The following is a 21,413-nucleotide window of genomic DNA, read 5'->3' as shown; positions in this document are numbered from 1 at the left end:
GGCGCGATGCGCTTCGTCGACGAGTACCGCGACGCCGAGAAGGCCCGTGCCCTCTCCGCGAAGATCGCGAGCCTGTGCGAGCCCGGCAGGGCGTACAAGTTCATGGAGGTGTGCGGCGGCCACACCCACACCATCTACAAGCACGGCCTCGAGGACTACCTGCCCGAGAGCATCACGCTGGTGCACGGCCCCGGCTGCCCGGTCTGCGTGATCCCGATGGGGCGCGTGGACGACGCCATCCACATCGCCGAGCAGCCGGAGGTCATCATGACCTCCTTCGGCGACATGATGCGGGTCCCCGGCGGGCGCGGCTCGTTCTTCGACTCCATGGCGCAGGGCGCCGCGATCCGCATGGTCTACTCGCCGCTGGACGCGCTCAAGGTGGCCAGGCAGAACCCGGACAAACGCGTGGTCTTCATGGCCATCGGCTTCGAGACCACGGCGCCTTCCACCGCGATGACCGTGCTGCGGGCGGCGGCTGAGGGCATCGGCAACTTCTCGATCTTCTGCAACCACGTGACCGTCATCCCCGCCATCAAGGCGATCCTGGACTCCCCCGACCTGCGGCTGGACGGGTTCATCGGGCCCGGGCACGTGTCGACGATCATCGGCTGCCGGCCGTACGAGTTCATCGCCCGCGACTACGGCAAGCCGCTGGTCGTGGCGGGCTTCGAGCCGCTGGACATCCTCCAGTCGATCTACATGCTGCTGGTGCAGCTCGCCGAGGGGCGTTCGGAGGTGGAGAACCAGTACGCGCGCGTCGTGCCGTGGGCGGGCAACCTCAAGGCGCTCAAGGTCATCAGCGAGGTGATGGAGCTGCGGCCGTACTTCGAGTGGCGCGGTCTCGGCTTCATCTCGCACTCCGCGCTGAGGGTGCGGGAGAAGTACGCCGCCTTCGATGCCGAGCAGATCTTCGAGATCCCCGGCGGCCGGGTGGCCGACCCGAAGGCCTGCCAGTGCGGCGAGGTGCTCAAGGGCGTGCTGAAGCCGTGGGAGTGCAAGGTGTTCGGTACGGCCTGCACGCCGGAGACGCCGATCGGCACCTGCATGGTCTCCTCAGAGGGCGCCTGCGCGGCCTACTACAACTTCGGCCGCTTCTCCCGTGAGCGGGTGAGGGAGGCGACAAGGTGACGGGCATCGAGGGGACGGGCACCGACAGGTCGGGCCTGGGCGGGACCGATCTCGGCGGAACGAGCCTCGGAGGGACCGCCGACTGGGCCGAGGCGGCCGTGCGTGAGCACGCGGCCGAGGCCGAGGGTCCCAGCCGCGAGGAGCAGGTGCTCGAACGGATCGACAGGGCGCGCCGCCGCAAGGCCAGGGTGAAGGAGGAGCACATCACCATGGCCCACGGCTCGGGAGGCAAGGCGACGCAGACCCTGGTGGAGGCGGTCTTCCTGGAGGCGTTCCGCAACCCGCTGCTCGAACCGCTCGAGGACGGGGCGGTGCTGGAGATCGGCTCGGCCCGGCTGGCGTTCACCACCGACTCCTACGTGGTGTCGCCGCTGTTCTTCCCCGGAGGTGACATCGGCGACCTCGCCGTCAACGGCACCGTCAACGACCTGTCGGTGTGCGGGGCCCGCCCGCTGTACCTGTCGGCCGGGTTCGTCCTCGAGGAGGGTTTCCCCGTCGAGGACCTCAGGCGCATCACCACCTCGATGGCCGCGGCCGCGACAGCGGCGGGCGTGCTGATCGTCACCGGTGACACCAAGGTCGTGCAGAAGGGCAAGGCGGACGGCTGCTACGTCAACACCGCGGGCGTCGGGCTGTTGGACCGGCCGATCAGACTCGGGGTGGCGGGCGCGCGTCCCGGCGACGCGGTCCTGGTGTCGGGGCCGATCGGCGAGCACGGCGTCACCATCATGCTCGCCAGGGGCGAACTGGACATCGAGGCCGACCTGACGTCCGACACCGCTCCGCTGAACGGCCTGATCTCCGCGCTGCTCGACGCCTGCCCCTCGGACACGGACGGAGTCACGGACGGAGTGCGCTGCCTGCGGGACGCCACCAGGGGCGGGGTCGCGACGATCCTCAACGAGATCGCGCGCGCCTCCGGCGTGGCCGTGGTCGTCGACGAGGACGCCATTCCGGTGCGGCCGGGCGTGCGCGGCGCCTGCGAGCTGCTCGGCATCGACCCGCTCTACGTCGCCTGCGAGGGCCGGATGGTCGTGGTCGTGGACGGCGCGGCGGCCGAGACCGCCCTCGCCGCCCTGCGCGCGCACCCGCTGGGCGAGGGCGCCGCGCTCATCGGCCGCGTCAAGGACGACCCGCCGGGGCTCGTGCTGCTGAAGACCGCCTTCGGCGGCACCCGCATCGTCGACCTGCTGGTCGGCGACCCACTCCCCCGCATCTGCTGAACCTTGTGACGGAGGTGCTGACCATGACCGAATCCCGTGAACCGGAGGAGCAGCACGGCTACTCTCCCGACGTCGGGCATGGGGGCGAGGAGGCCGCCCAAGCCGGTGACCGTGCCTTCCATCCCGAGGCGGCGGGCCCGCCGGGCCAGGGACGGGAGCCGTCCGAGGAGGAGCAGGCAGGCGTCTCCTCCACCGACACCGAGCCTCGCTCGCCGCACGGCGTGGGCGAGAGCACGAGCAGGCGGGCCGAGGAGATCGCCAAGGAGGAGCCGGAGGCCGGGCGGGAGACCGAGGGCGTCAAGGGCGAGTCGCAGCGCCCCTACGGCACCTCGACCGCCGAGGACGCCACGGGGGTCGGGGCGCAGGAACCCGAGGACGAGGACAGCCCGACGCTGCCCCCTGGCGATCAGGGCGGCTGACCGCTTCAGCGGAGCCGGTCGCGGGCGGCGGCGACGGCCGCCTGGCCGAGGCTGATCCCGCCGTCGTTCGGCGGCACCCTGTGGTGGGTCAGGACACGGAACCCGCGCGCCTCAAGGAGGTCCGAGGACCGGCCGAGCAGCAGGAGGTTCTGGAACACACCGCCCGACAGCGCCACCGTGCCCGGCCCTCCGGCCTCCCTGAGGCGGACGCACCCGTCGGCGACGACGTGCGCGATCGCGTTGTGGAACCGGGCGGCGATCATCGCCCGGTCCGTGCCCGCCCTCAGGTCCTCCACGACCGCGCGAACCAGCTCGGCGCAGGGCACCACGAACGGCTCCTCCCCCACCAGCGGGCACCTGTAGGCGCCGTCCTCCCCCTCGTCCGCCCACTGCTCCAGTTCGATGGCCGCCTGGCCCTCGTAGGTGATCGCGTCGCGACCGCCGACGATCGTCGCGACCGCGTCGAACAGCCTGCCCATGCTGGAGGTGAGGGGCGCGCTGACACCCCGGCGGGCGAGCGTGACGACGGCTTCCCAGCGGGCGGCGTTGCGCCGTACGACATCGAGGTCGGCGGGCGCCTCGCCCTCGTAGGCGGCGTCGAGGTGGGCCGCGGCCATGCGCCACGGCTGCTTGATCGCCGCCACGCCGCCCGGCATCGGCACCGTCGCCAGCGTGCCGGCCCTGCTGAAGCCGGCCAGGTCCGCGACCAGGAACTCGCCGCCCCACAGCGTCGTGTCCTCGCCGTATCCGAGGCCGTCGAAGGCCACGCCGATCACCGGTCCCGCGACGCCGTTGTCGGCCAGGCATGAGGCGATGTGCGCGTGGTGGTGCTGCACCCCGACCAGGTCGGCTCCTTCCCTGGCGAGCGCGTACTTGGTCGACAGGTACTCCGGGTGCAGGTCGTGCGCGATGACCTCGGGTGTGAGGTCGAACAGCCGCGTGAAGTGGTCGACCCCCTCGGTGAAGGAGCGCAGCGTCTCGTAGTTCTCCAGGTCGCCGATGTGGTGGGAGACGAAGGCGTGGCCGTCCCTCGCCAGGCAGAAGGTGTGCTTCAGCTCGGCGCCGCAGCCGAGGACGGTCCGGGGAACGGGGCTGGCCAGGGCCAGCGGGTAGGGGACGTACCCCCTGGAGCGCCGGATCGGCAGGTCCTCGCCACGGAAGGCGCGGACCACGGAGTCGTCGGTGCGCGTGTGGATGGAGCGGTCGTGGGTGAGGAAGGCGTCGGCGATGCCGCCGAGGCGGGGTACGGCCTCCTCGTCGACGTACACGATCGGCTCGTCGGAGACGTTGCCGCTGGTCAGCACGATCGGCCTGCCGAGCCTGCCGAGCAGGAGGTGGTGCAGCGGGGTGTAGGGCAGCATCAGGCCGAGCCACCGGTTGCCCGGCGCCACCAGCGGCGCGACCTCGGCGTGGCCGCGCCGGCGCAGCAGCACGATGGGGCGGGCCCGCGAGGTGAGCAGGCTCTCCTCGGCCGCGTCCATGACGCACAGCAGGCGGGCGGCGTCCAGATCTGGCACCATGACGGCGAACGGCTTGTCCTCCCTGTGCTTGCGTTCGCGCAGCGCCGTGACTCCGGCCGCGCAGGCGGCGACCGCGGCCAGGTGGTAGCCACCGAGCCCCTTGATCGCCAGGACGCCGCCACGGCCAAGCAGGCGCGCCGTTCCCTCCACGGGATCGCCGGCGATCTCCTCGCCGTTCCTGTCGAGCAGCCGCAGGCGGGGCCCGCAGGCGGGACAGCACACCGGCTGGGCGTGGAAGCGCCGGTCGGCCGGATCGTGGTACTCCCTCGCGCACTCCTCGCACATGGCGAAGGCGGCCATCGTGGTGTTCGGCCTGTCGTACGGCACGCCGTGGACGATCGTGAACCGGGGACCGCAGTTGGTGCAGTTGGTGAAGGCGTAGCCGTAGCGCCGATCGGCCGGGTCGCCCATCTCGCGCAGGCAGTCGGCGCAGGTGGCCACGTCGGGCGAGACGAGCACGCTCCGCCGCCCGCCCGTGGCGCTGCTCGCGATGACGAATCCGGCCTGGCCCGTGGCGGGGACCAGCCCCGAGCTGATCCGCTCGACCAGCGCCAGCGGGGGCGGGCTCGTCCTGAGCGCCTCCAGGAACTCCTCGACGCTGGCGTGGGCGCCTTCGACCTCGATGAACACGCCGCGCTCGTCGTTGCCGACCAGCCCGTCGAGGCCGAGCCCGGTGGCGAGGCCGTACACGAAGGGCCGGAATCCGACCCCCTGCACGATGCCTTCGACCAGGACCGCGGCCCGGACACGCCTGCTCACGTTCTCATTGTCCGCCGGGACCCGTTTCGGCGAGAAGGGGCCTTGTCACGTCTTGGCAGGTCATGGCGGCGTGCCGGTCGGCTCCTTGAGTCAGCTGTGTTCGGAGACGAGGACCGCTCGGGTCGACGGCTCCAGCGCCTCGAAGACGTGCGGAAGGTCCCCCGGGTAGGAGATGTAGTCGCCGGGAAGAAGCTCGACGGGCTCGCCCGCGATGCCCACCAGCGCCCGCCCCGTGGCCAGGAGGACGTGCTCCGTCACGCCGGGCATGTGCGGGTCGGAGGCGCGCGCGTTGCCGGGTTCGGCCTCGATGCGGTAGATGTCGCGGCGGGTGCCGGGCGGGCTGGCGGCCAGGAGAACGGCCCGGTAGTCGGCCTGCGCCGAGGCGACCGCCACGCCCTCGTCGGACCTGATCACCTGCACGCGCGGCCTGGGCGGGTCGATGAGCTGGGAGAACGGCACCTTCAACGCCGTCGACAGCGCCCACAGGGTCTCGATGCTGGGGTTCCCCTGGCCGGACTCCAGCTGAGAGAGCGTGGACTTGGCGATGCCCGCGCGCCTGGCCACCTCGGTGAGGGACAGGCCTGCCGCACCGCGCTCGCGTCGCAGGGCCGCGGCGATGGACTTCATGGGGACTTCCCGCTCCATGCGTTCACCGTAGCATCCGTGTGTTCGATTTGACGAACACGGACATAAGCGTTCATTCTGCACTTCATGCGTTCGATTTCACGAACACTCGATCGCGGTCCGCTGCGGGACATCGCGCTGGTGTGCCTGGCCGTCGGCGTCGTGGGCCTGTCGTACGGCGCGACCGCGGTCGCGTCGGGGTTCCCGCTGTGGCTGCCCGCGCTCCTCGGAGTGCTCGTCCTGGCCGCGTCTTCGGAGTTCACGTTCATCGGGATCATCGCCGCGGGCGGCAACCCCATCGCGGCGGTGCTGGCGGGGCTTGCGGTCAACGCCCGCCACCTGCCGTTCGGGCTGGCCCTGCCCGACGTGCTCGGACAGGGCTGGCGACGGCTGCTCGGCACCCACCTGATGAACGACGAGAGCGTCGTCTTCGCCATGGCCCAGGAAGGCGGCGCGAGGAAACGCGCCGCGTACTGGGCCTGCGGTCTCGGCATCCTGATCTGCTGGCCGCTCGGCGCCCTGGCCGGCGGCCTGGCGGGGACCGTCGTCGACGACACCGGCGTGCTGGGGCTCGACGCGATGTTCCCCGCCATCCTGCTAGCGCTGATCCTGCCCGCCTTCCGCGACAGGGACAAGCGCCACGCGGCTCTGGCCGGAGCCGTGATCGCCCTGGTCACCACGCCCTTCCTGCCCGCGGGACTGCCTGTGCTGCTCTCGCTGGCAGGGCTGGCGGTCATCGTTACCCGGCAGGAGGCACACCGATGAACAACTCCGTCGTGCTGGTGGCCGCGGCCCTCGTGCTCGCGGCCGGCACCTTCGCCTTCCGGCTGGCCGGTCCGCTGCTGCGTGACCGCGTCACCTTCCCGCCCCGGGTCGAGAGGCTGATGGAGTCGGCCTCCGTCGTCCTGCTGGCCGCGCTGGTGGCCACCACGGCACTGACCGAGGGCCACGGTCCCGCGGGCATCGCCAGGGTGGCCGGGGTCGCGGTCGCCGGGGTGCTCGCCTGGCGCAGGGTCCCGTTCCTGGTGATCGTCCTGGCCGCCGCGGGCGTCACCGCCGGGCTGCGCCTGCTCGGCGTTCCGTGAGCGGCAGGCGTGACCTGAGGTCAGCTCCGCGCTGTCGCGCCATGAAGGATGCGCAGCAGGCCGATCTCGGAGACGTTCTTGGTCAGCTCGACGTTGAGCCAGCCCGCCACATGGGCCAGCGTCTGGTCCTGCCCCCACAACCCGGCGGTCCTGTCAGCGGAGTCGAGGTCGGCGTCGTCGAGCCGCAGGAGCTGCGCCCGCCATTCCTCCTTGAGCCCGCGCAGCCAGTCGGCCGCGGCCGCGGCGGTGCCCGGCCAGGCGATCTCCTCGCGCGGGGGCGCTCCTTCACCGAAGCAGTGTCCGAGCGTGGTCGTCCACCAGAAACCGATGTGCCACGTCACCCATCCGATCGACACGGTCGGCACCGGATCCGGTTCCGGCACTTCCCAGTCGGCCACCCAGCGACCTCGCCCGTCGGGACGGACGGTCCAGCAGTTCGACGCCGGTTCCCACAGGCAGAGCGAGTCGTCGATGTCCTTGAGGTGGTACTCGAACAGCGTCCATGCGATGTCGAGCTGCCGGAGGAGGAGTTCAACGCGGGCCACGGTCATCCGTGGAGTCTGCCACCGGCCTCGACGGCCCCGCCATCGATTTTCGCCGTGGACCGGACAGCCGCCCTGGCGATCAGCAGGGCGGCCTGCCGCACCTCCTGCTCGGTGCTCCAGCGGCCCAGCGACAGGCGCAGCGCGGCGACCGCCCGCTCCGGCGGCAGGCCCATGGCCAGCAGCACGGGAGAGGGGGCGTCGACGCCTTCGTGGCAGGCCGAACCGGTGGCGGCGGCGATCTCGGGGACGGCGGCCAGCAGCGCCCTGCCGCTGATGCCGTCGATGCTCACGTTCAGGGTGCCGGGCAGGCGCTCGGCCGGGTGGCCGTTGAGCCGGACCCGTCCCGGCAGGCCGGCCTCCAGTTCGGCCTGCAGCAGGTCGCGCAGGGCGGCCAGCCGTACGGCGCTGCCGGGCAGCTGACTGCGGGCGATCTCGGCGGCCTGGCCCAGGGCGGCGATGAAGGCGACGTTCTCGGTGCCCGCCCGCAGCCCGCCCTCCTGTCCGCCGCCGTGGACGACCGGGTGGAGCGGGGTGCCGGAGCGCACGTACAGGGCGCCCACCCCCTTGGGCGCGTACATCTTGTGCCCGACCACGGTCAGCAGGTCCACCCCGAGCGCGGCCACGTCGATGGCGACCTTCCCGACCGCCTGCGCGGCGTCGGTGTGGAACAGCGCCCCGCCCGCGTGGGCGATGGCTGCCAGATCGGCGATCGGCTGCAGGGTGCCGGTCTCGCTGTTGCCGTAGGCGATCGACACCAGCGCGGTGTCCTCCTCCCGTACGGCCGCGCGCAACTCGTCAGGATCGAGACGGCCGTGGCGATCCACCGGCAGTAGCGTGACGCCGAACCCCTCGGCGCGCAGGCTGTCACAGGACCGCAGCACGGCCGGGTGTTCGGTGGCCAGCGAGATGATCCGCCGCCTGCCTGAGCCGAGGGCCGCGCCGCGGATGGCCAGGGTGTCCGCTTCGGAGCCGCCGCCAGTGAAGACGATCTCCTCGGGGGCGGCGCCCAGCAGTCCCGCCACCTGTCCGCGGGCGCGGTCGAGGGCTTGGCGCGGCGCGGAGGCGTAGCGGTGCCCGCTGGAGGGGTTGCCGAAATGCGTCGTCAGGTACGGCAGCGCCGCCTCCAGCGCCTCGGGGTCGACCGGAGTGGTGGCGTTGTAGTCCAGATAGATGGGCGCGCCGGCGAGCGCGGGATGCGTCATGGCGTCCTCCTCGGGAGAGTCTGCGCTGCGGACCGCGACCGGCGAGCCGGCCGTGAAGATCGTTACGGCAGCCGAACGTACCAGCCCTGGTACTCCGTTCGGTGTAGCGAGTACCCCGAACGGTGCAGACTCGAGTGACGATCAACAGACGAGGCGGCCCGGGTGCGGCCCGGCCTGGCGTTGCGCCATCGGTTTCCCGAAGTGTTCCCCCAGAAAGGGCCCTCATGGCCGAACCGTCACAGCGGCGTGCGCCCCCCGTCCGGCACTCCGCCACGATCCGCTGGAGCGGCCGAGACCCGCGACGGATGCAGCCGCTCGGCCAGCGGTCGCACCGACTGCGTGATGCCGTGCGCGAACACCGCCACGCCAACCGATACCGGGCACGGCTCGAGCGCCCGCGGGGTGTCGTGGTGCAGCCGCGCCGAGGAAGCCGCGGTGGCGGTCAGCCAGTACGAGGTGCCGTCAAGAAACATGCGACGATCCGCCAACCAGGGCCGGAGCTGGGACTTCGTTCGAGCGTTCTTTGGTGCCACCAGACGTCGAGGCGGGCAGGGCCGATGCTGCGGTGCGTCGCAAACTCTTCGGGAAGATCGACACTCTAATCACGCATGATCAAGACGATGACGGTAGCCGCGGCCCTGACGACACTCCTTACCTCGGCCCCCGCTGCTCCGGCTGCGGCGCAGACCAAGACGATCACCTTCGGCGGCATGACCTTGACCGTGCCCGACGGATGGATCGTGCGTCGCCTCAGCGTCAGCCAGGACTGGCTGACGGTCACGACCGAGGAGTGTGGCAAGAACAAGGTCAACTGTTCGGGATTCGAGCTGGTGGGCGCCAAGATGATCAAGGGCCCTGGTGACATGAAGGAGTACCTCACCGACCAGCCCTTCGAGCCCGGGACCGGCGTGAGCACCTGCCGGTTCAGGTCGGACACCGACCACGGTGAGCGGTTCCCGTCGGACAAGCCCCTGGTGAACGGGTTCCGGCCACTGGGCGCGCGCAAAGCCCAGTACAGGGAGTGGGCGGCGGAGTGCTACTCCTTCAAGACCGGCAAGACGGTCAAGCGCTTCACCCAGCGCGAGTGGTACCTCCCCAAGTCGAAGGTCCTTGTCGTGGACGGCTGGAACAATCCGGAACTGGCCGGCGTGCTGGCTCGCGCTCGCTGGTGACCACGCGGGGTGGCATGACGCTCCAGGACGAACGCCTGCACGCCGTCGCACCGGGCGGCGGCACGACCACGACCGTTCGCAGAGGCGGACTCTGATCACCAAGGCACTACTGCTCGCAGCGCCGACGCGCGACATGGACGGTGATGTCGGCGGTAATCTCCACCGTCGCGGGCAGAACCTGCATGATCCGGCCGAACACCTGCTCTTGCTCCACGGGCGGCAACATGAGGTAAGCCGAGACCGTCGAGAGATAGCCAACGTAGTCGCGAGCACTCATTGTCAAGCGCCGCTCGACCACGGACTGCTCAACATCAGCGAACCACTCCGACCGCTGCAGCTCCGTACCCGGCCACTGCATGTCATGCTCCGGAGGCGTCCCATCCGGAGAGGGAACCTCGTCGCTCGCCAAATAGGGTGACCGTGCCACGCGAACAGCTTCCTCCACAGCCGGGTCAGCCAGCTGGACCGGCCCGCCGAACGAAGCGAACACGCCATCAGGCTCCAGAAGCGCCGCCATGCGTGACCACCGACCCTCCGGGTTGGTCCAATGCAACGCCGCTGCCGCATAAACCAGCCCGTAACTCTCGCCCGGCTGCAAGTCCTCGAACGCGGCCTGCACGGTCCTGACGTTGGCAGGCACGTGCTTACGTAGCTCGGCGAGCATGGCCCCATCAGGCTCGGTCGCGGTGACCGTGACTCCTCGTTGAGCGAATAGGAGGGTTGCTTTGCCTGTCCCAGCGCCAATTTCGAGGGCAGTCCGAACCGGCTGAGCCGCGTATGCCATCACCATGTCGAAAAGCTCCACGGGATACCCCGGCCGGAACCGTTCGTATGCTTCCGCCATCGCTCCGAAGCTCAGTGCGCGACTCGACATGCCGAGCATCTTGACACGAGCTGCGCCGTCAATGCTTGATCTTTTCGCTTGCCGTCCGGCTCTACCCACCGACCTGGATCCTCACCAGCCAGGCGGTCCGGCAGACACGTCTGGAGAGGTTCCCGCTGTCAGAGGGAGCGATCGTCATCATCAGTCCCTTCGCGCTCCAGCGAGACCCCAAGGTCTTCCCCGACCCTGACGCGTCCATCCCGCAGCGGGTGGCTTCCCGCGAGTGTCGCACCCCAGCAGCGCCGGTCGTTGCTCGCCTTCGGCGGCCGGCGGCGCCGCTGCCTCGGGGAGTTGTTCGGCATGACCCAGGCCGCCATCTCCCTGGCCACCATCGTCTCCCGTTGGGATCTGCGCGCCACCCCCCGCATCGTGCTGTGCGCCGCCCGCGACATGCTGCCCAGCCCCGAGTACTCAGTCACCGCTCCGGGGCCGGCTCGGTGACCGGCCTACAGAGTGGGCTGGCCGGTGGTGCACCTGGCGAGTGACCGGAGGGCCATCGTGGACGCGGGGGGCGGAGCGTGGGGTCAGGGTTCCGCGTGCCGGTCGAGGCCGAGCGTCGCGATGAGGTCTTCGTGGAGCTCGAACCAGACACGATGGCAGGAGTCGACGTCGGTACGGTCGACCCAGGCGCCCTCCCCTGCTCGGGCGCGCGCCAGGGCTGTGGTGAATCGCGTGTCGTATCCGCGGAACCGTGTGAGGACGCTCCCGAGCCGGTCTGCGAGTGGCGTGAGTGCGCGGTCGATGCCGGTGAGCTCGTGGAGGACTCCGGCGTCCCAAGTGGGATCGGAGTGGTCGTTGACGGCGAGCCGACCGCCGGCGCTGGGCCGCAGTTGCCAGTCGGTGCAGGCTTGTAGCAGGAGGGCGTTCAGCGGGAGGAACTCGCGGTAGACGTCACGGACCTCGTCGGCACCGCCGACGCGTGCGAGTTCGGCCGCGAGCCGGCGCTCGTTCTCGGCCCTGCCCGCTTCGGTCAACGACCAGCCTGCTGTGCCGGCGAAGGCGGCGTGCTCGACCCAGCCACGTGCCTCGGCGTCGCGCAGCGCCTCTTTCGTCTCGGCCGCATCGAGCCCGTACCGATGAGCGATCACCGGGGTGTCTGCGAACCCGGTGACGCGGACGGCGTGCAGGACCAGGAGGCCGGGCTGAGAGTCCCGCGTCACGAGCCGGCGTCCTGTCGTGCTGCCAGGCGGGTGTAGTGCTGCTGGCACGCCTGGGGGGACTTGAACCCCATCGCCTGCGCCATCTGTGCCCAGGTCAGTCCTGCGCTCCGGGCCGTGAACAGCAGGGCGGCTTCGAGTCCTTCGACCTCGGCGCGTGCGGCGGGCAGGAGGGCGAGCGCGTTCAGGATGTCCTCCGGGTCCAGGTCGGCCCAGCGCCAGACGGCGAACTGCGCGAGGTCGACCGCCGACGGCGGGGCGGGCGAGGGTCGCCACGGGCGGGCGTCGAGCGCGTCTGCGCCCAGGCTCAGAAGACGCTCACGCGCGTCCTGCTCACGGCGGGCCTGGACGTGGTCAGCGTGCGCGGTGTGAGCGATGTCCTGCTTGCGTGGCATGCAACTCATGATCCAGAATCAATATTATGTTGTCAATCATTTGTTGAAGGGTGAGGGTGGATGATCGTACCTCTCATGGAGGCTGTTGCCGATACCTGCGGGGGCAAGGCCGGCGCACTCGGCGCGTTGCTCCGCGCGGGCCTGCCGGTTCCTGACGGCTTCGTCGTCTCGTTCGCCGCTTACCTCGCCGCTGTCCGCGACCTGGACCTCGGGCGGTTCGCCGGCGAGCCGGACGATCTTGACGCGACGCGGCAGGTGATCGAGGCCCGCCCGGTCCACGCCACCGTCATCGATGCGCTGGGACGCGCACTCGACGAGCTCGGCGATCCGCCCGTGGCGGTAAGATCATCGGCAGCGAACGAAGACACCGGTCAGGCATCGGCGGCCGGTCAGCACGAGAGCTTTCTCGCCGTGCACGGAGTCGGCGAGGTCGCCGATGCCGTACGTGCCTGCTGGGCCTCGCTGTTTGCTTCACGCGCCATCGACTACCGGCGTGCCTCCGGCCGCGACGACCAGCCGTCCGACGATCTCATGATGGCAGTCATCGTCCAACGCCACCTGGACGCCGAGGTATCCGGGGTCATGTTCACACCCGCGGACCCAAACGACGCCACCCAGATCGAGGCGTCCTGGGGCCTCGGCCCCAGCATCGTCGGGGGCGAGGTCACCCCTGACGCCTACCGCGTCGCCGACGATGGGTCGGTCGCACCCACCATCGCAGACAAAAGAACCCGCCTCGACCGGCGCGGCACGCGGCTCGTCGTTCGCGACGTGCCCACCCGTACCCGGAACCAACCGACGATCGACCACGCGACCGCCACACAGCTGGCCAAGCTGGGCAAGGAGATTGCTGCCCTACTCGGTGGACCGCAGGACATCGAGTGGGCGATCGTCGACGGCCGCACCTGGATTCTGCAAGCACGGCCGGTCACCGCCGCACCCCCACCACCGACATCGCCTTCAGGCACCTCGGATACCCAAGCCGCCACACTCACCGGCACACCAGGCAGCCACGGGACCGTGACCGGCACCGCGAGAATCGTCCGCGGTCCCGGTGACTTCGCACGCGTGCACCCGGGCGACATCCTCGTCTGCCCCTTCACCGACCCCGCCTGGACGCCGCTGCTGCGCATCGCCGCAGGCGTCGTCACCGAAACCGGGGGCGTGCTCTCCCACGCCGCGATCGTCGCTCGCGAGCACGCCATCCCCGCCGTCCTCGGCATCCCGAATGTGACCAGCAGGCTCCACGACGACACCATCATCACCATCGACGGCACCACCGGCACCGTCACGAGTGACTGATCACTTCCGTCCCTGGCCGGGAGTCATCGCCAGAAGTCTCACACCGCCGACGTGGCAAGAGTGTCAGCAGTCGCAACGGCACGGACCCCGCCCCGTTCTCTGACGATGATCGCGCCGCCCGGCCTCGCACGGAGGGGTCTCTGCCAGATCAAGAGCCGACCCCAGCCCGGCATCCCGCCGCCCAACCACACCTACGGATCGAGAGGAGATGGGAAGCGGGCCCGCACGGACACCCCGCCCCTAACTACTGATGACAACGCGACACCTCTACCTGGCACGCCACGGCGCGGCCGACGCGTTCGGGGAGCTCACCGGCATTGGGCGCCGACAGGCGGACCTGCTGGGCGAACGGCTCGCCAGCGTACCGGTCGACGCCGTGTGGCACTCTCCGCTACCACGCGCGGTAGCGAGCGCGCATGAACTCGCCCGACATCTACCGGACGTGCCCGTGGCCGAGGCCGCCGAACTCGTCGACCACGTGCCCTACGTTCCCGGTGCGGCCGAAACTCCCCCGTCCTGGGCCGGCTTCTTCGACGGCTATGACGACACCGAGGCAGCCTCAGGCCAGAGGCTCGCCGAGGCCCTGGTTGTCCGATTCGCGAAGGCCCCCGACGCGACCACGAAATGGCCGCAGCCCGACACACACGAGGTCCTGGTGACGCACGCGTACCAGATCGCGTGGCTGGTGCGGCACGCACTGGACGCGCCGCCATCCCGATGGCTCGGGCTGAACAGCGCCAACACCGCACTGACGGTCATCGAGTACCGCAACGGCCTGCCGCCCACGATCGTGATGTTCAACGACATGAGCCACCTCCCGCCCGACCTGCGCTGGACCGGGTTCCCCGAAGGCATGAGGCCGTGACGTGGCTCCTACCGTCCGTACTTGCTCCTCGGCTACGTGACGCCGACCGGTTACCACATGCTCGGCGTGGAGCGCGCGACGGGCGAGTTGGTCGTCCTCGCCGCAGCCACCACGCTCATCGGCGGGCGCACCCGTCCACCTCGTCGCGCTCGGCCTGTCCAACGACGAGATCGCCGAACGGCTGGTCATCAGCCCGTTCACCGCCAAGACCCACGTCACCAGGGCGATCGCCAAGCTGGGCGTACGCGACCGGGTGCAGCTGGTCATCCTGGCCTACGACAGCGGTCTGATCCGCCCCGGCGGCTGGGTGTGCCGGCTGACAGGACGCCGCGTCAGGCGGACGGCGTGACGGGCCCGTGCAGGCGGACGCCCTCGACGGCGAGCCGCGCTTCGTAGGCGCCCGCGAGGTCGCGCAACGCCGCTCCGCCGTCACCGTGGTAGGTGGGACCGTGCATGAGGCAGAGCACTCCCGGCTCCAGCTCGGCCAGCGCGCGCATGGTGGGCCCGGTGGCCGGCGTCAGGCACGTGGCATCGTAGACGTCCTCCGCGGCCAGCGCCGGGCCGACGATCTCGTGCTCGGTCAGCGCCGGAGCCTCGCCCATCGCGGTGAACAGGTCGCCGCAGAGCAGGGTGCCGGTGGTCTCCTCGAAGAACAGGCCGGCGTCCCAGCCGTGGGGGACGTGCGGGGTCTCGATCCGTCGCACCCGCTTGCCGCTGCCTGGTGTCGGTGAACGACCTCGCGGACCGGCCGCCCCTGCCGACGTCCGGCGCGACCTCGGTGACGGTGGTGTCCATCGTGCTGCTCCCCTCGCAGCGCTCCCGTCCCGTCATCGTCTCACGGCGGGTGGAACCCGCTGCGAGGGTGACCGCGCCCGACCGCAAGCGGGCCCAGGCGCACTGCCATGCGCCGGGGCCCGCTCACTCACCGTTCTTCGGACGGGGTCAGAACATTCCGCCCAGACCGCCGAAGAAGTCGTCGAGACCGCTCTGGTCGAACCAGCGGACCGTCCGGAAGCCGGTCTCCGCGATGGTGCCCGGTTTCGACATCGGCGGCTCCAGCTCCTGTGGCTTGTAGTCCTGTCTCATGCCCTGCCCGGAGCCCGACGGAGGCACCTGGTTGGGCGGCGGCTTGCCGTCCGGGTACATCCTGCCGTTCCGGTACACGGTGACCGACTTGGTCGGCTGCGTCGTACCGTCGTTGCGGTAGACCTGCCCCTCTCTCACGGGTGACCTGTTCGACTTGGGCGGCGACTGCCGTTGGGCCGCCCGGTGACTGGTCGGGCGGTGTGCGGGGCGTTGCCGGTTGACCCTGGCGGGAGGCCTGCCCACGCGCCTGCTGCGGGCCTTGTTCGCGGCCGCCCTCGCTCGCCTGGCCGACTTCTTGGCCTGGCGTGCGGCCTTCGCTGCTCTGCGCTTGCGCGCCTCGGCCGCGGCCTTCCTGCGCAGCTCCTCCGCCTTCTTCTTGGCCTCCTCCGCCTTCTTCCGCCTGGCCAGCTCCTTGGCCTTCCTCTTGGCCAGTTCGGCGGCCCTCTTCTTGGCCGCCGCGATGGCCCTCCTCTTGGCCAGTTCGGCGGCCTTCCGCCTGGCCAGCTCGGCGGCCCTCTTCCTGGCCAGCGCGAGGGCGGCGCGCCTGGCCGCCTGCTGGGCGAGCTTCCTGGCGATCGCCCGCGCCGCGATCCGCGCCGCGATCCCGACGACGATCCAGAAGAGCTGCCCGTCGGGGTCGCTCATGGTGACGGGGCTGTTGTTGGCGTAGGCGTAGGCGTTGAGTTGCTGAGGATCGGACTCGTCGATGATCGGGTCGACGGACAGGAAGCGCCCGTTCCTTGCGTCGTACTCGCGGGCGCCGAGGTGGACCAGCCCGGTCGTCGGGTCGTTGACGCCGCCGACGAATCCGCGCTGGCCGGGCCACCACGGGGGTGGTGCGCCGCGATCCTCGCCGAACGGCGTCGTCCGCCGTACGGCCAGCTCGCCCGTCCCGCCGTTGACCGCGGCCTGCGCCGTGCCCTGGTGGTCGGAGGCCAGGAAGAACACCTGGTTGTCTGGCGTGCGCACGGCCACCGGCTGGCCGTTGATGGTGTAGTAGCGGGTGCACTCGACGACGTTCTTGGCGAGGTCGAGCCGCAGCTCCATGTCGTCGATGTAGAGCGTCGAGTCCGTCGGCGTCTTGCGCAGCAGCCGGTCGCCGTCGGCGTCGTAGACGAACGACGTGGTCTTGCCCGCCTCGGTCACCGATTCGAGGTTGCCCTCGACGTCCCAGACCAGGGCCTGGTCGGCTGTTCCGACCTTGCGCCTGATGGTGTTGCCCGCCTCGTCGTAGGCGAACACGTCCGTGCCCGCCGTCTGAGCGGCGTGCGGCTGCTTGCCGCCCGCCTGCGGGTAGGTGAAGGTGCGGACCGACTCCTGGCGTCCGCCGAACGCGTGCTGTGTCTCCTTCGTCCTGTTGCCGGTGGAGTCGTAGGCGTAGCTGGTCGCGTACGGCGCCGCGCCGCCGATCCTGTCGGCCTGCGGGCCACCGCTCGCGCAGTCGTCGGTGGCCGTCCACGCCGACGTCAGGCGGCGCAGATGGTCGTAGGCGAAGCACTGGGTGTCCCGTGACTGACCGCCGACCATGTCCGTGATCTTGGTGATGTTGCCGACGGCGTCGTAGGTGTAGTTGAGGTCGAGATCGGTCGACGGGGCCGCCTCACGGTCCAGCCGGGTCCTGGACAGCCTGCGGGTGGCCTCGTCGTGGGTGTAGGTGAGCCAGCTCTTCTTGCCTCCGCTGCTCAGCTCGTGCTGCAGTGTCTCGCCCAGCTTGGAGTAGCGGGTCGCCGTGACGTACGACGACAGGCCGGTGACCTTGGTCGGCTGGCTGAGCTCGTCGTAGGTGTAGACGACCTGCTCGGCCTCCAGGCCGCCCGCGGCGGGGAAGCTGACGGACTGGACCTGGTCGTCGAGCGTGTAACGGGTGTTCAGGACGTACGACCCCGCCAGTGCGCCTTCCCTCGGCGGGACGGTGACGGTCTGGCGCAGGGTGCGGTACTCGGCGTCGATCGCGTTGATCTCCGCCTTGTAGGCCTCGCCGCCGACGTAGCGGATGCTGGCGTTCAGGTGCCCCTTGGCCAGCGCGTCGTACTTCCACTCCGCCAGCAGCGGGCCGGTCGTGGAGCCCTCGCGGGTCTCCCGCTTGCGGCCCAGCTCGTCGTAGACGTACGCCAGGGTCTTGCCTCGGGCGTCGGTGACGGTGGCGATCTCGTCGGCGTCGTTGTAGGTGAAGGTCGTGACGCCCTTGTCCGGGTCCTCGGTCTTGATCTCCCGGCCGCGCAGGTCGTAGTGGTAGCGCCACACGTTGCCCGCGTGGTCGGTCACGGTGGCCAGCCTGCCCACGTCGTCGTAGGCGTACTTGGTCGCCTCGTACTCCCCGGTCGGCGTGGCTCCCTTGTACTGCCGCAGCTCGACGAGCCGGTCGTCGGCGTCGCCGATGCGGGTGGTCGCGGTCCCTCCGGGGGGAGCCGTGACGTTCACCCTGTCGCCCTTGTACGTGGCGGTGACGCGCCACTTCTCCGTGCCCTTGGCCTTCAGGACCTGGGCGCTCACCTCGCCGGTGCCGTCGTAGACGACGGCGAGCTGGCTGGGGACGTCGGTGTCGGCCACCGCGAGGAGATCGGTGGATGGCACGCCCGGGCTGAAGTAGCCGCCGTTGCTCTTGGCCACCTCGCCGAGCGAGTTGTAGAGGGTGTCGGTGATCGTGCGCCCGTCCCGCAGCGCGGGGTCCTGCGTCTGGTCGTCGCGAGGCGCGGGCTCCTGGGTCTGGCGCGGGCGCATCAGGCCGTCGTAGAGCTCATGGCTGACGGTGTAGCCGCCGTCCGCCCTCAGCGTCTTGGAGGTGACGACGTTGGGACCGTCGTCGCGCGTCAGGTAGGAGTACTCCGTGCTGGGCGACTGGCCTGCCGCCTTGCTGCGGTCGCTCTGCCATACCTTGACGACGCGGCCGAGCGCGTCGTGTTCCATGTCGGTGCGCCGGTTGTTGGCGTCGATCTCGGCCACGGGCTCGTCCCAGGCCGGCTCCAGGTAGGTGCGTTCCTCGTGGCCGAGGGCGTTCGTCTCCTTGATCTCGGTCGCGGGTACGCCGGAGGCCGGTGTGTAGGTGGTGGTGACCTTGCTGCCGGCCGCGCCGGTCTCGCTGGTCATGCGCCCGTAGGCGTCGTATGTCCGGACGGCGTCGGTGATGGCGGAGCCGTCTCCCGACACTTCCTGAACGGTGGTGACGTCGCCCTTGACCGGCGCCTGCCCGTACGGCTTGCCGTCGTACTGCATGCGCTCGTCGGAGATCACGTCACCGGCGGCCAGCGTCGTCAGGCCGGCGCCGCACCCGGCGGCGACCTTCTGGATCCTGCTGGTGTAGTCCAGCATCCAGGCCGTCCCGTTGCGGGCGTAGGTGTAGCGGGTGCACTGGTCGTCGTCGCCGGTCGCCAGGTCGCCCTTCTCGTCGACGTGGGCGAGCAGGCCGTACTCGTCGTAGCCGCGTTCCTCTCCCGTGCGCCGCCACGTGCCGCCGTCCAGGGCGGTGCGGGTGAGCATGGACTTGGGCTGGACGATGTACGCGGCCTTGGTGACGCCGCCCTGCGTCGACCCGGCGGTCTTGAGCGACCACGGCTCCTCCGTCGTCGCGGCCACGACCGTTCCGCCGTCGCCGTCGAAGAGGATCTCCTCACGCTCGAAGCCGGCGAGCTGGTCGAGGTCGTCCAGCTTGCCGCCCTCGCTGTCCTCGACCTGGGCCCTGCGCTTCGTGCCATCGGCCAAGCGGTCGCCGTCCATGCCGCGGAAGTACCTGAACTCGGTGAGCTGGCGCTTGGAGTCCTGCCCATCGCCTTCTCTGACCCTGACCCTGCCGAAGCCGCGCCAGTCCGACCAGGTGCGGTGCTCGGGCTTCACCAGGATGTTGTCGGCGTAGCGCCACGCGGCGCCGTCGAGATACTCGTAGTCGGTGACCACCGGCGGCGAGCCGGCGACCCGGTCGGTCTCCACGGTCTGCTTCACGACGTACTTGTGAAACCAGTCCGTGACCTCGCTCTCGTTCTCCGGCGCCCACCGCTGCGGGAAGCAGAGCCGCGTGTTGCGGTCGGCGGCCGGCACGTCGCCCGGCTTGCAGTCGGCGGGGGCGTAGTTGACGCGCAGCTCGCCGCCTGTCCCGTTGCCCACCGACTGGACCCGCCACTTGACGAGCGGCGCGCGGCCCTCGTTGGCGTCCACCCTGTTGGGCAGCTGGGTGCCGGTGAACGTGATCTTAGGCAGCGTGAGCGTGCCGCCCACGTGGCCGCTCTGCTGGAGGGAGGCCAGCCACAGCGAGGGGCTGAGGCCGTCTCCCGTCGCGGGGAAGGAGTGCGTCAGCGTCCAGGAGTCGACCGCGCAGTACGGCTGGCCCGAGCACTTGGCCGTGTCGGTGTTCAGCACCTGGGTGGTGACCTTCGCCAGCCGCTTGCGGCTGAAGAACGTCGGCGACAGGCGGTTGGTGCACTTCTCCCCCGAGCCGCAGATCTGGTCGAAGGGAACATCGGGCCAGTGGCTCGCGGTGTCCTTCGTCAGCTGCTCCGGCGCGCAGGTGACGGTCCCGCCGGGGACACACCGCTCGGCGACGTCGAAGACGACGCGGGCCGCGGGCGACCTGGTGAACAGCTCGTTCAGCAGGAAGCCGTAGTCGATCCGCTTGAGGTAGCCGCCGCGCACGTACTCGGTGCCGAGCTCGGGCTTCATGTTGCGCCCGTAGAAGTTCTTCTCGACCTCGTACCAGTAGGTGGTGGCGTTTCCGTGGGTGTCGACCGAGTAGTCGAGGTTCCAGCGGTAGGCCTGCTGGCACCAGGCGTTGGCCGGGGTGCTGGAGTAGCAGGGCTCGCCGCTGTTGTTGCCGAACACCGGCGTCGTCCAGGTGGACTTCGTCTCCGGCTTGCCGGTGGTCCATCCGGGCACCCGGTTGAGCCCGAAGGTGTACTGCGTGCCGTCGTCGGAGGTGACGCGCCAATACTCTCCGTCGTTGTCGCCGTTGACGGCTCCCTTGAGGTACTCGATCCGCGTCCCGTCGTCGCGCTTGGGCCGCCACTGCTTGGTGGTGGCGTCCTTGACCAGTTCGACGGCCGAGTTGCCGAGGGCCAGCGTCGCGTTCTCCTGGTCCCAGCACAGGTCGCCGGTCTTCTTGCCGTCGATCATGCACGACTTGTAGCGGCGCTCGATGTAGCCGCCCGGGTTCAGCTCGAAGCCCTCACCCACCCAGGAGGGCTGGTTGTTCGTCGAGGCGGTGCGGCCGTCCACGCTCTGAGAGGAGTAGACGAGCGACATCTCCGGCTCTTCGCCGCCCAGCGCGGGCGGCATCCGCAGGTCGTAGTCCCAGCTGAAGTCGCCCGACTGGGCGCCTACGCCCCAGTTGGCCGAGGGGGCGAGCGAGGAGGCCCCGTGGTCGCCGGACGGTCCCGAGGGCGCGGCCGCCAGCGCGTACAGCGCGGGCATCTCGACCTCGGCGGTCAGCGTGCCCGCGTTCGCGTCGTTGTCGGAGGGAACCGGCTGCGGCTGCGCGCACGCGGTCGCGGCGGGGGTCCCGGCGGGCGTCCCGGTCGTGGTGCCGGTGGGGGTCCCGGTGGCGGTCAGGGTGCAGTCGTCCAGCCGTACCATCCGCAGCCTGGCGCCGTAGTCGCCGCCGAAGGCGTGGCGGAAGCCGGAGTAGTCGATCTCCAGGCGGGTCTTGCCGCTCTTGGCCGCCACTCCCTGTCCTGGCGTCACGCGCATCGCGATGCCGAGCAGACCCGCCTGCTGGACCCGGGCGGCGTCGAGCAGTTCGACGCGGACGGGACCGGTCTCGGCCGCCTTGCTCACGCCCTTCTGGGCGGCCAGCCGTACGGGGAAGTCGGCGGTCATCGTCCTCGCCTGCGCGCCGCCGCCCAGCTCGACCGCCTGCGCCTTCGGCCAGGCGGTGCCGGGTGGCGCCTTCCACGCCTGTTTCTGGGCGGGATCGGAGGTCTTGGCCAGCACGGGGACCTTTTGCCCGCGAACCGGCGTCTCGTTCTGGACGTCGGGGGCGGAGCGCGGCGCGGCACTCGCGGGGATCGCCGACACCAGCGGCACGACGACGATGACGGCCAGCATGGCCGCCATCCGGCG

19 protein-coding genes and 2 pseudogenes are annotated in these 21,413 nt (G+C 70.5%); 11 read left to right on the top strand and 10 right to left on the bottom strand.

Features of this window, described 5'->3' with window-relative positions:
- Nucleotides 1-6 precede the first annotated feature (6 nt).
- The 3 genes from hypD to AB0B45_RS35245 are packed head-to-tail and all read left to right on the top strand — an operon-like array spanning nucleotide 7 to nucleotide 2,773.
- Entirely contained in the window at nucleotides 7-1,131 is a 1,125-nt protein-coding gene (gene hypD / locus AB0B45_RS35255) for a hydrogenase formation protein HypD (protein WP_358139565.1), read from the top strand.
- The gene (gene hypE / locus AB0B45_RS35250) at nucleotides 1,128-2,354 is read left to right on the top strand and encodes a hydrogenase expression/formation protein HypE (RefSeq protein ID WP_358139563.1); all 1,227 of its coding nucleotides are present in this window, start codon (nucleotides 1,128-1,130) and stop codon (nucleotides 2,352-2,354) included. The genes hypD and hypE overlap by 4 nt, the downstream gene beginning before the upstream one ends.
- A gap of 23 nt (nucleotides 2,355-2,377) precedes the next feature.
- The gene (locus tag AB0B45_RS35245; RefSeq protein ID WP_358139560.1) at nucleotides 2,378-2,773 is read left to right on the top strand and encodes a hypothetical protein; all 396 of its coding nucleotides are present in this window, start codon (nucleotides 2,378-2,380) and stop codon (nucleotides 2,771-2,773) included.
- 5 nt (nucleotides 2,774-2,778) lie between these two features.
- Here the strand turns inward: AB0B45_RS35245 and hypF are convergent, their stop codons facing one another.
- Nucleotides 2,779-5,052: a carbamoyltransferase HypF gene (gene hypF / locus AB0B45_RS35240; protein ID WP_358139557.1), complete on the bottom strand. Its 2,274-nt coding sequence runs from the start codon at nucleotides 5,050-5,052 to the stop codon at nucleotides 2,779-2,781.
- Between the two features lie 90 nt (nucleotides 5,053-5,142).
- Nucleotides 5,143-5,697, bottom strand: a complete 555-nt coding sequence (locus AB0B45_RS35235; RefSeq protein ID WP_358139554.1) for an XRE family transcriptional regulator — start codon at nucleotides 5,695-5,697, stop codon at nucleotides 5,143-5,145.
- Between the two features lie 66 nt (nucleotides 5,698-5,763).
- Here AB0B45_RS35235 and AB0B45_RS35230 point away from each other — a divergent pair, with 66 nt between their 5' ends.
- Together AB0B45_RS35230 and AB0B45_RS35225 are read left to right on the top strand one after the other, a co-directional pair.
- The gene (locus AB0B45_RS35230; protein ID WP_358139551.1) at nucleotides 5,764-6,441 is read left to right on the top strand and encodes an AzlC family ABC transporter permease; all 678 of its coding nucleotides are present in this window, start codon (nucleotides 5,764-5,766) and stop codon (nucleotides 6,439-6,441) included.
- Nucleotides 6,438-6,761: an AzlD domain-containing protein gene (locus AB0B45_RS35225; RefSeq protein WP_358139548.1), complete on the top strand. Its 324-nt coding sequence runs from the start codon at nucleotides 6,438-6,440 to the stop codon at nucleotides 6,759-6,761. Before AB0B45_RS35230 ends, AB0B45_RS35225 begins: the two co-directional genes overlap by 4 nt.
- Before the next feature lie 20 nt (nucleotides 6,762-6,781).
- On the opposite strand, the gene AB0B45_RS35220 is transcribed toward AB0B45_RS35225, so the two are convergent.
- From AB0B45_RS35220 to AB0B45_RS35210, 3 genes are all read right to left on the bottom strand, one after another.
- Nucleotides 6,782-7,312 (bottom strand): DinB family protein, encoded by a 531-nt coding sequence (locus AB0B45_RS35220; protein WP_358139546.1) that lies wholly within the window; start codon nucleotides 7,310-7,312, stop codon nucleotides 6,782-6,784.
- Nucleotides 7,309-8,508, bottom strand: coding sequence for a cysteine desulfurase family protein (locus AB0B45_RS35215; RefSeq protein WP_358139543.1), 1,200 nt, complete (start codon nucleotides 8,506-8,508; stop codon nucleotides 7,309-7,311). The genes AB0B45_RS35220 and AB0B45_RS35215 overlap by 4 nt, the downstream gene beginning before the upstream one ends.
- 236 nt (nucleotides 8,509-8,744) lie before the next feature.
- Nucleotides 8,745-8,981, bottom strand: a complete 237-nt coding sequence (locus AB0B45_RS35210) for a hypothetical protein (protein WP_358139540.1) — start codon at nucleotides 8,979-8,981, stop codon at nucleotides 8,745-8,747.
- Between the two features lie 147 nt (nucleotides 8,982-9,128).
- Here AB0B45_RS35210 and AB0B45_RS35205 point away from each other — a divergent pair, with 147 nt between their 5' ends.
- Nucleotides 9,129-9,680 carry a hypothetical protein gene (locus tag AB0B45_RS35205; protein WP_358139538.1) on the top strand — a complete coding sequence of 184 codons (552 nt, stop codon included), beginning with the start codon at nucleotides 9,129-9,131 and terminating at the stop codon, nucleotides 9,678-9,680.
- A gap of 106 nt (nucleotides 9,681-9,786) precedes the next feature.
- On the opposite strand, the gene AB0B45_RS35200 is transcribed toward AB0B45_RS35205, so the two are convergent.
- Nucleotides 9,787-10,554, bottom strand: a complete 768-nt coding sequence (locus tag AB0B45_RS35200; protein WP_358139535.1) for a class I SAM-dependent methyltransferase — start codon at nucleotides 10,552-10,554, stop codon at nucleotides 9,787-9,789.
- 35 nt (nucleotides 10,555-10,589) lie between these two features.
- Here AB0B45_RS35200 and AB0B45_RS35195 point away from each other — a divergent pair.
- Together AB0B45_RS35195 and AB0B45_RS35190 are read left to right on the top strand one after the other, a co-directional pair.
- Nucleotides 10,590-10,760, top strand: a pseudogene (locus tag AB0B45_RS35195) (cytochrome P450); the annotation flags it as partial.
- Between the two features lie 103 nt (nucleotides 10,761-10,863).
- The gene (locus AB0B45_RS35190) at nucleotides 10,864-11,004 is read left to right on the top strand and encodes a hypothetical protein (protein WP_358139786.1); all 141 of its coding nucleotides are present in this window, start codon (nucleotides 10,864-10,866) and stop codon (nucleotides 11,002-11,004) included.
- An 83-nt stretch (nucleotides 11,005-11,087) separates the two neighbouring features.
- On the opposite strand, the gene AB0B45_RS35185 is transcribed toward AB0B45_RS35190, so the two are convergent.
- Both AB0B45_RS35185 and AB0B45_RS35180 read right to left on the bottom strand, forming a co-directional pair.
- On the bottom strand, nucleotides 11,088-11,723 hold the full coding sequence (locus tag AB0B45_RS35185) for a transcriptional regulator (protein ID WP_358139532.1): 636 nt from the start codon (nucleotides 11,721-11,723) through the stop codon (nucleotides 11,088-11,090).
- Complete coding sequence (locus tag AB0B45_RS35180; protein WP_358139529.1) at nucleotides 11,720-12,115, bottom strand: DNA-binding protein; 396 nt, start codon at nucleotides 12,113-12,115, stop codon at nucleotides 11,720-11,722. Before AB0B45_RS35180 ends, AB0B45_RS35185 begins: the two co-directional genes overlap by 4 nt.
- A gap of 75 nt (nucleotides 12,116-12,190) precedes the next feature.
- Here AB0B45_RS35180 and AB0B45_RS35175 point away from each other — a divergent pair, with 75 nt between their 5' ends.
- The 3 genes and pseudogenes from AB0B45_RS35175 to AB0B45_RS35165 all read left to right on the top strand — a co-directional run.
- Nucleotides 12,191-13,417 (top strand): PEP/pyruvate-binding domain-containing protein, encoded by a 1,227-nt coding sequence (locus AB0B45_RS35175; protein WP_358139526.1) that lies wholly within the window; start codon nucleotides 12,191-12,193, stop codon nucleotides 13,415-13,417.
- 250 nt (nucleotides 13,418-13,667) lie between these two features.
- On the top strand, nucleotides 13,668-14,282 hold the full coding sequence (locus tag AB0B45_RS35170; RefSeq protein ID WP_358139523.1) for a histidine phosphatase family protein: 615 nt from the start codon (nucleotides 13,668-13,670) through the stop codon (nucleotides 14,280-14,282).
- 133 nt (nucleotides 14,283-14,415) lie between these two features.
- Nucleotides 14,416-14,631, top strand: a pseudogene (locus tag AB0B45_RS35165) (LuxR C-terminal-related transcriptional regulator); the annotation flags it as partial.
- Here the strand turns inward: AB0B45_RS35165 and AB0B45_RS35160 are convergent.
- A complete protein-coding gene (locus AB0B45_RS35160) occupies nucleotides 14,615-14,986 on the bottom strand; it encodes a hypothetical protein (protein ID WP_358139520.1) in 372 nt (123 codons plus the stop codon). The pseudogene AB0B45_RS35165 and the gene AB0B45_RS35160 sit on opposite strands and share 17 nt — an antisense overlap.
- Nucleotides 14,987-15,224: 238 nt before the next feature.
- The gene (locus tag AB0B45_RS35155; protein WP_358139516.1) at nucleotides 15,225-21,398 is read right to left on the bottom strand and encodes an RHS repeat-associated core domain-containing protein; all 6,174 of its coding nucleotides are present in this window, start codon (nucleotides 21,396-21,398) and stop codon (nucleotides 15,225-15,227) included.
- Nucleotides 21,399-21,413 lie beyond the last annotated feature (15 nt).

The sequence above is a fragment of the Nonomuraea sp. NPDC049152 genome (genome assembly GCF_040648355.1).
Taxonomy (GTDB): Bacteria; Actinomycetota; Actinomycetes; order Streptosporangiales; family Streptosporangiaceae; genus Nonomuraea.
Note: the sequence above shows the minus strand (reverse complement) of the source record. Positions and strands in the feature narration are given on the sequence as shown.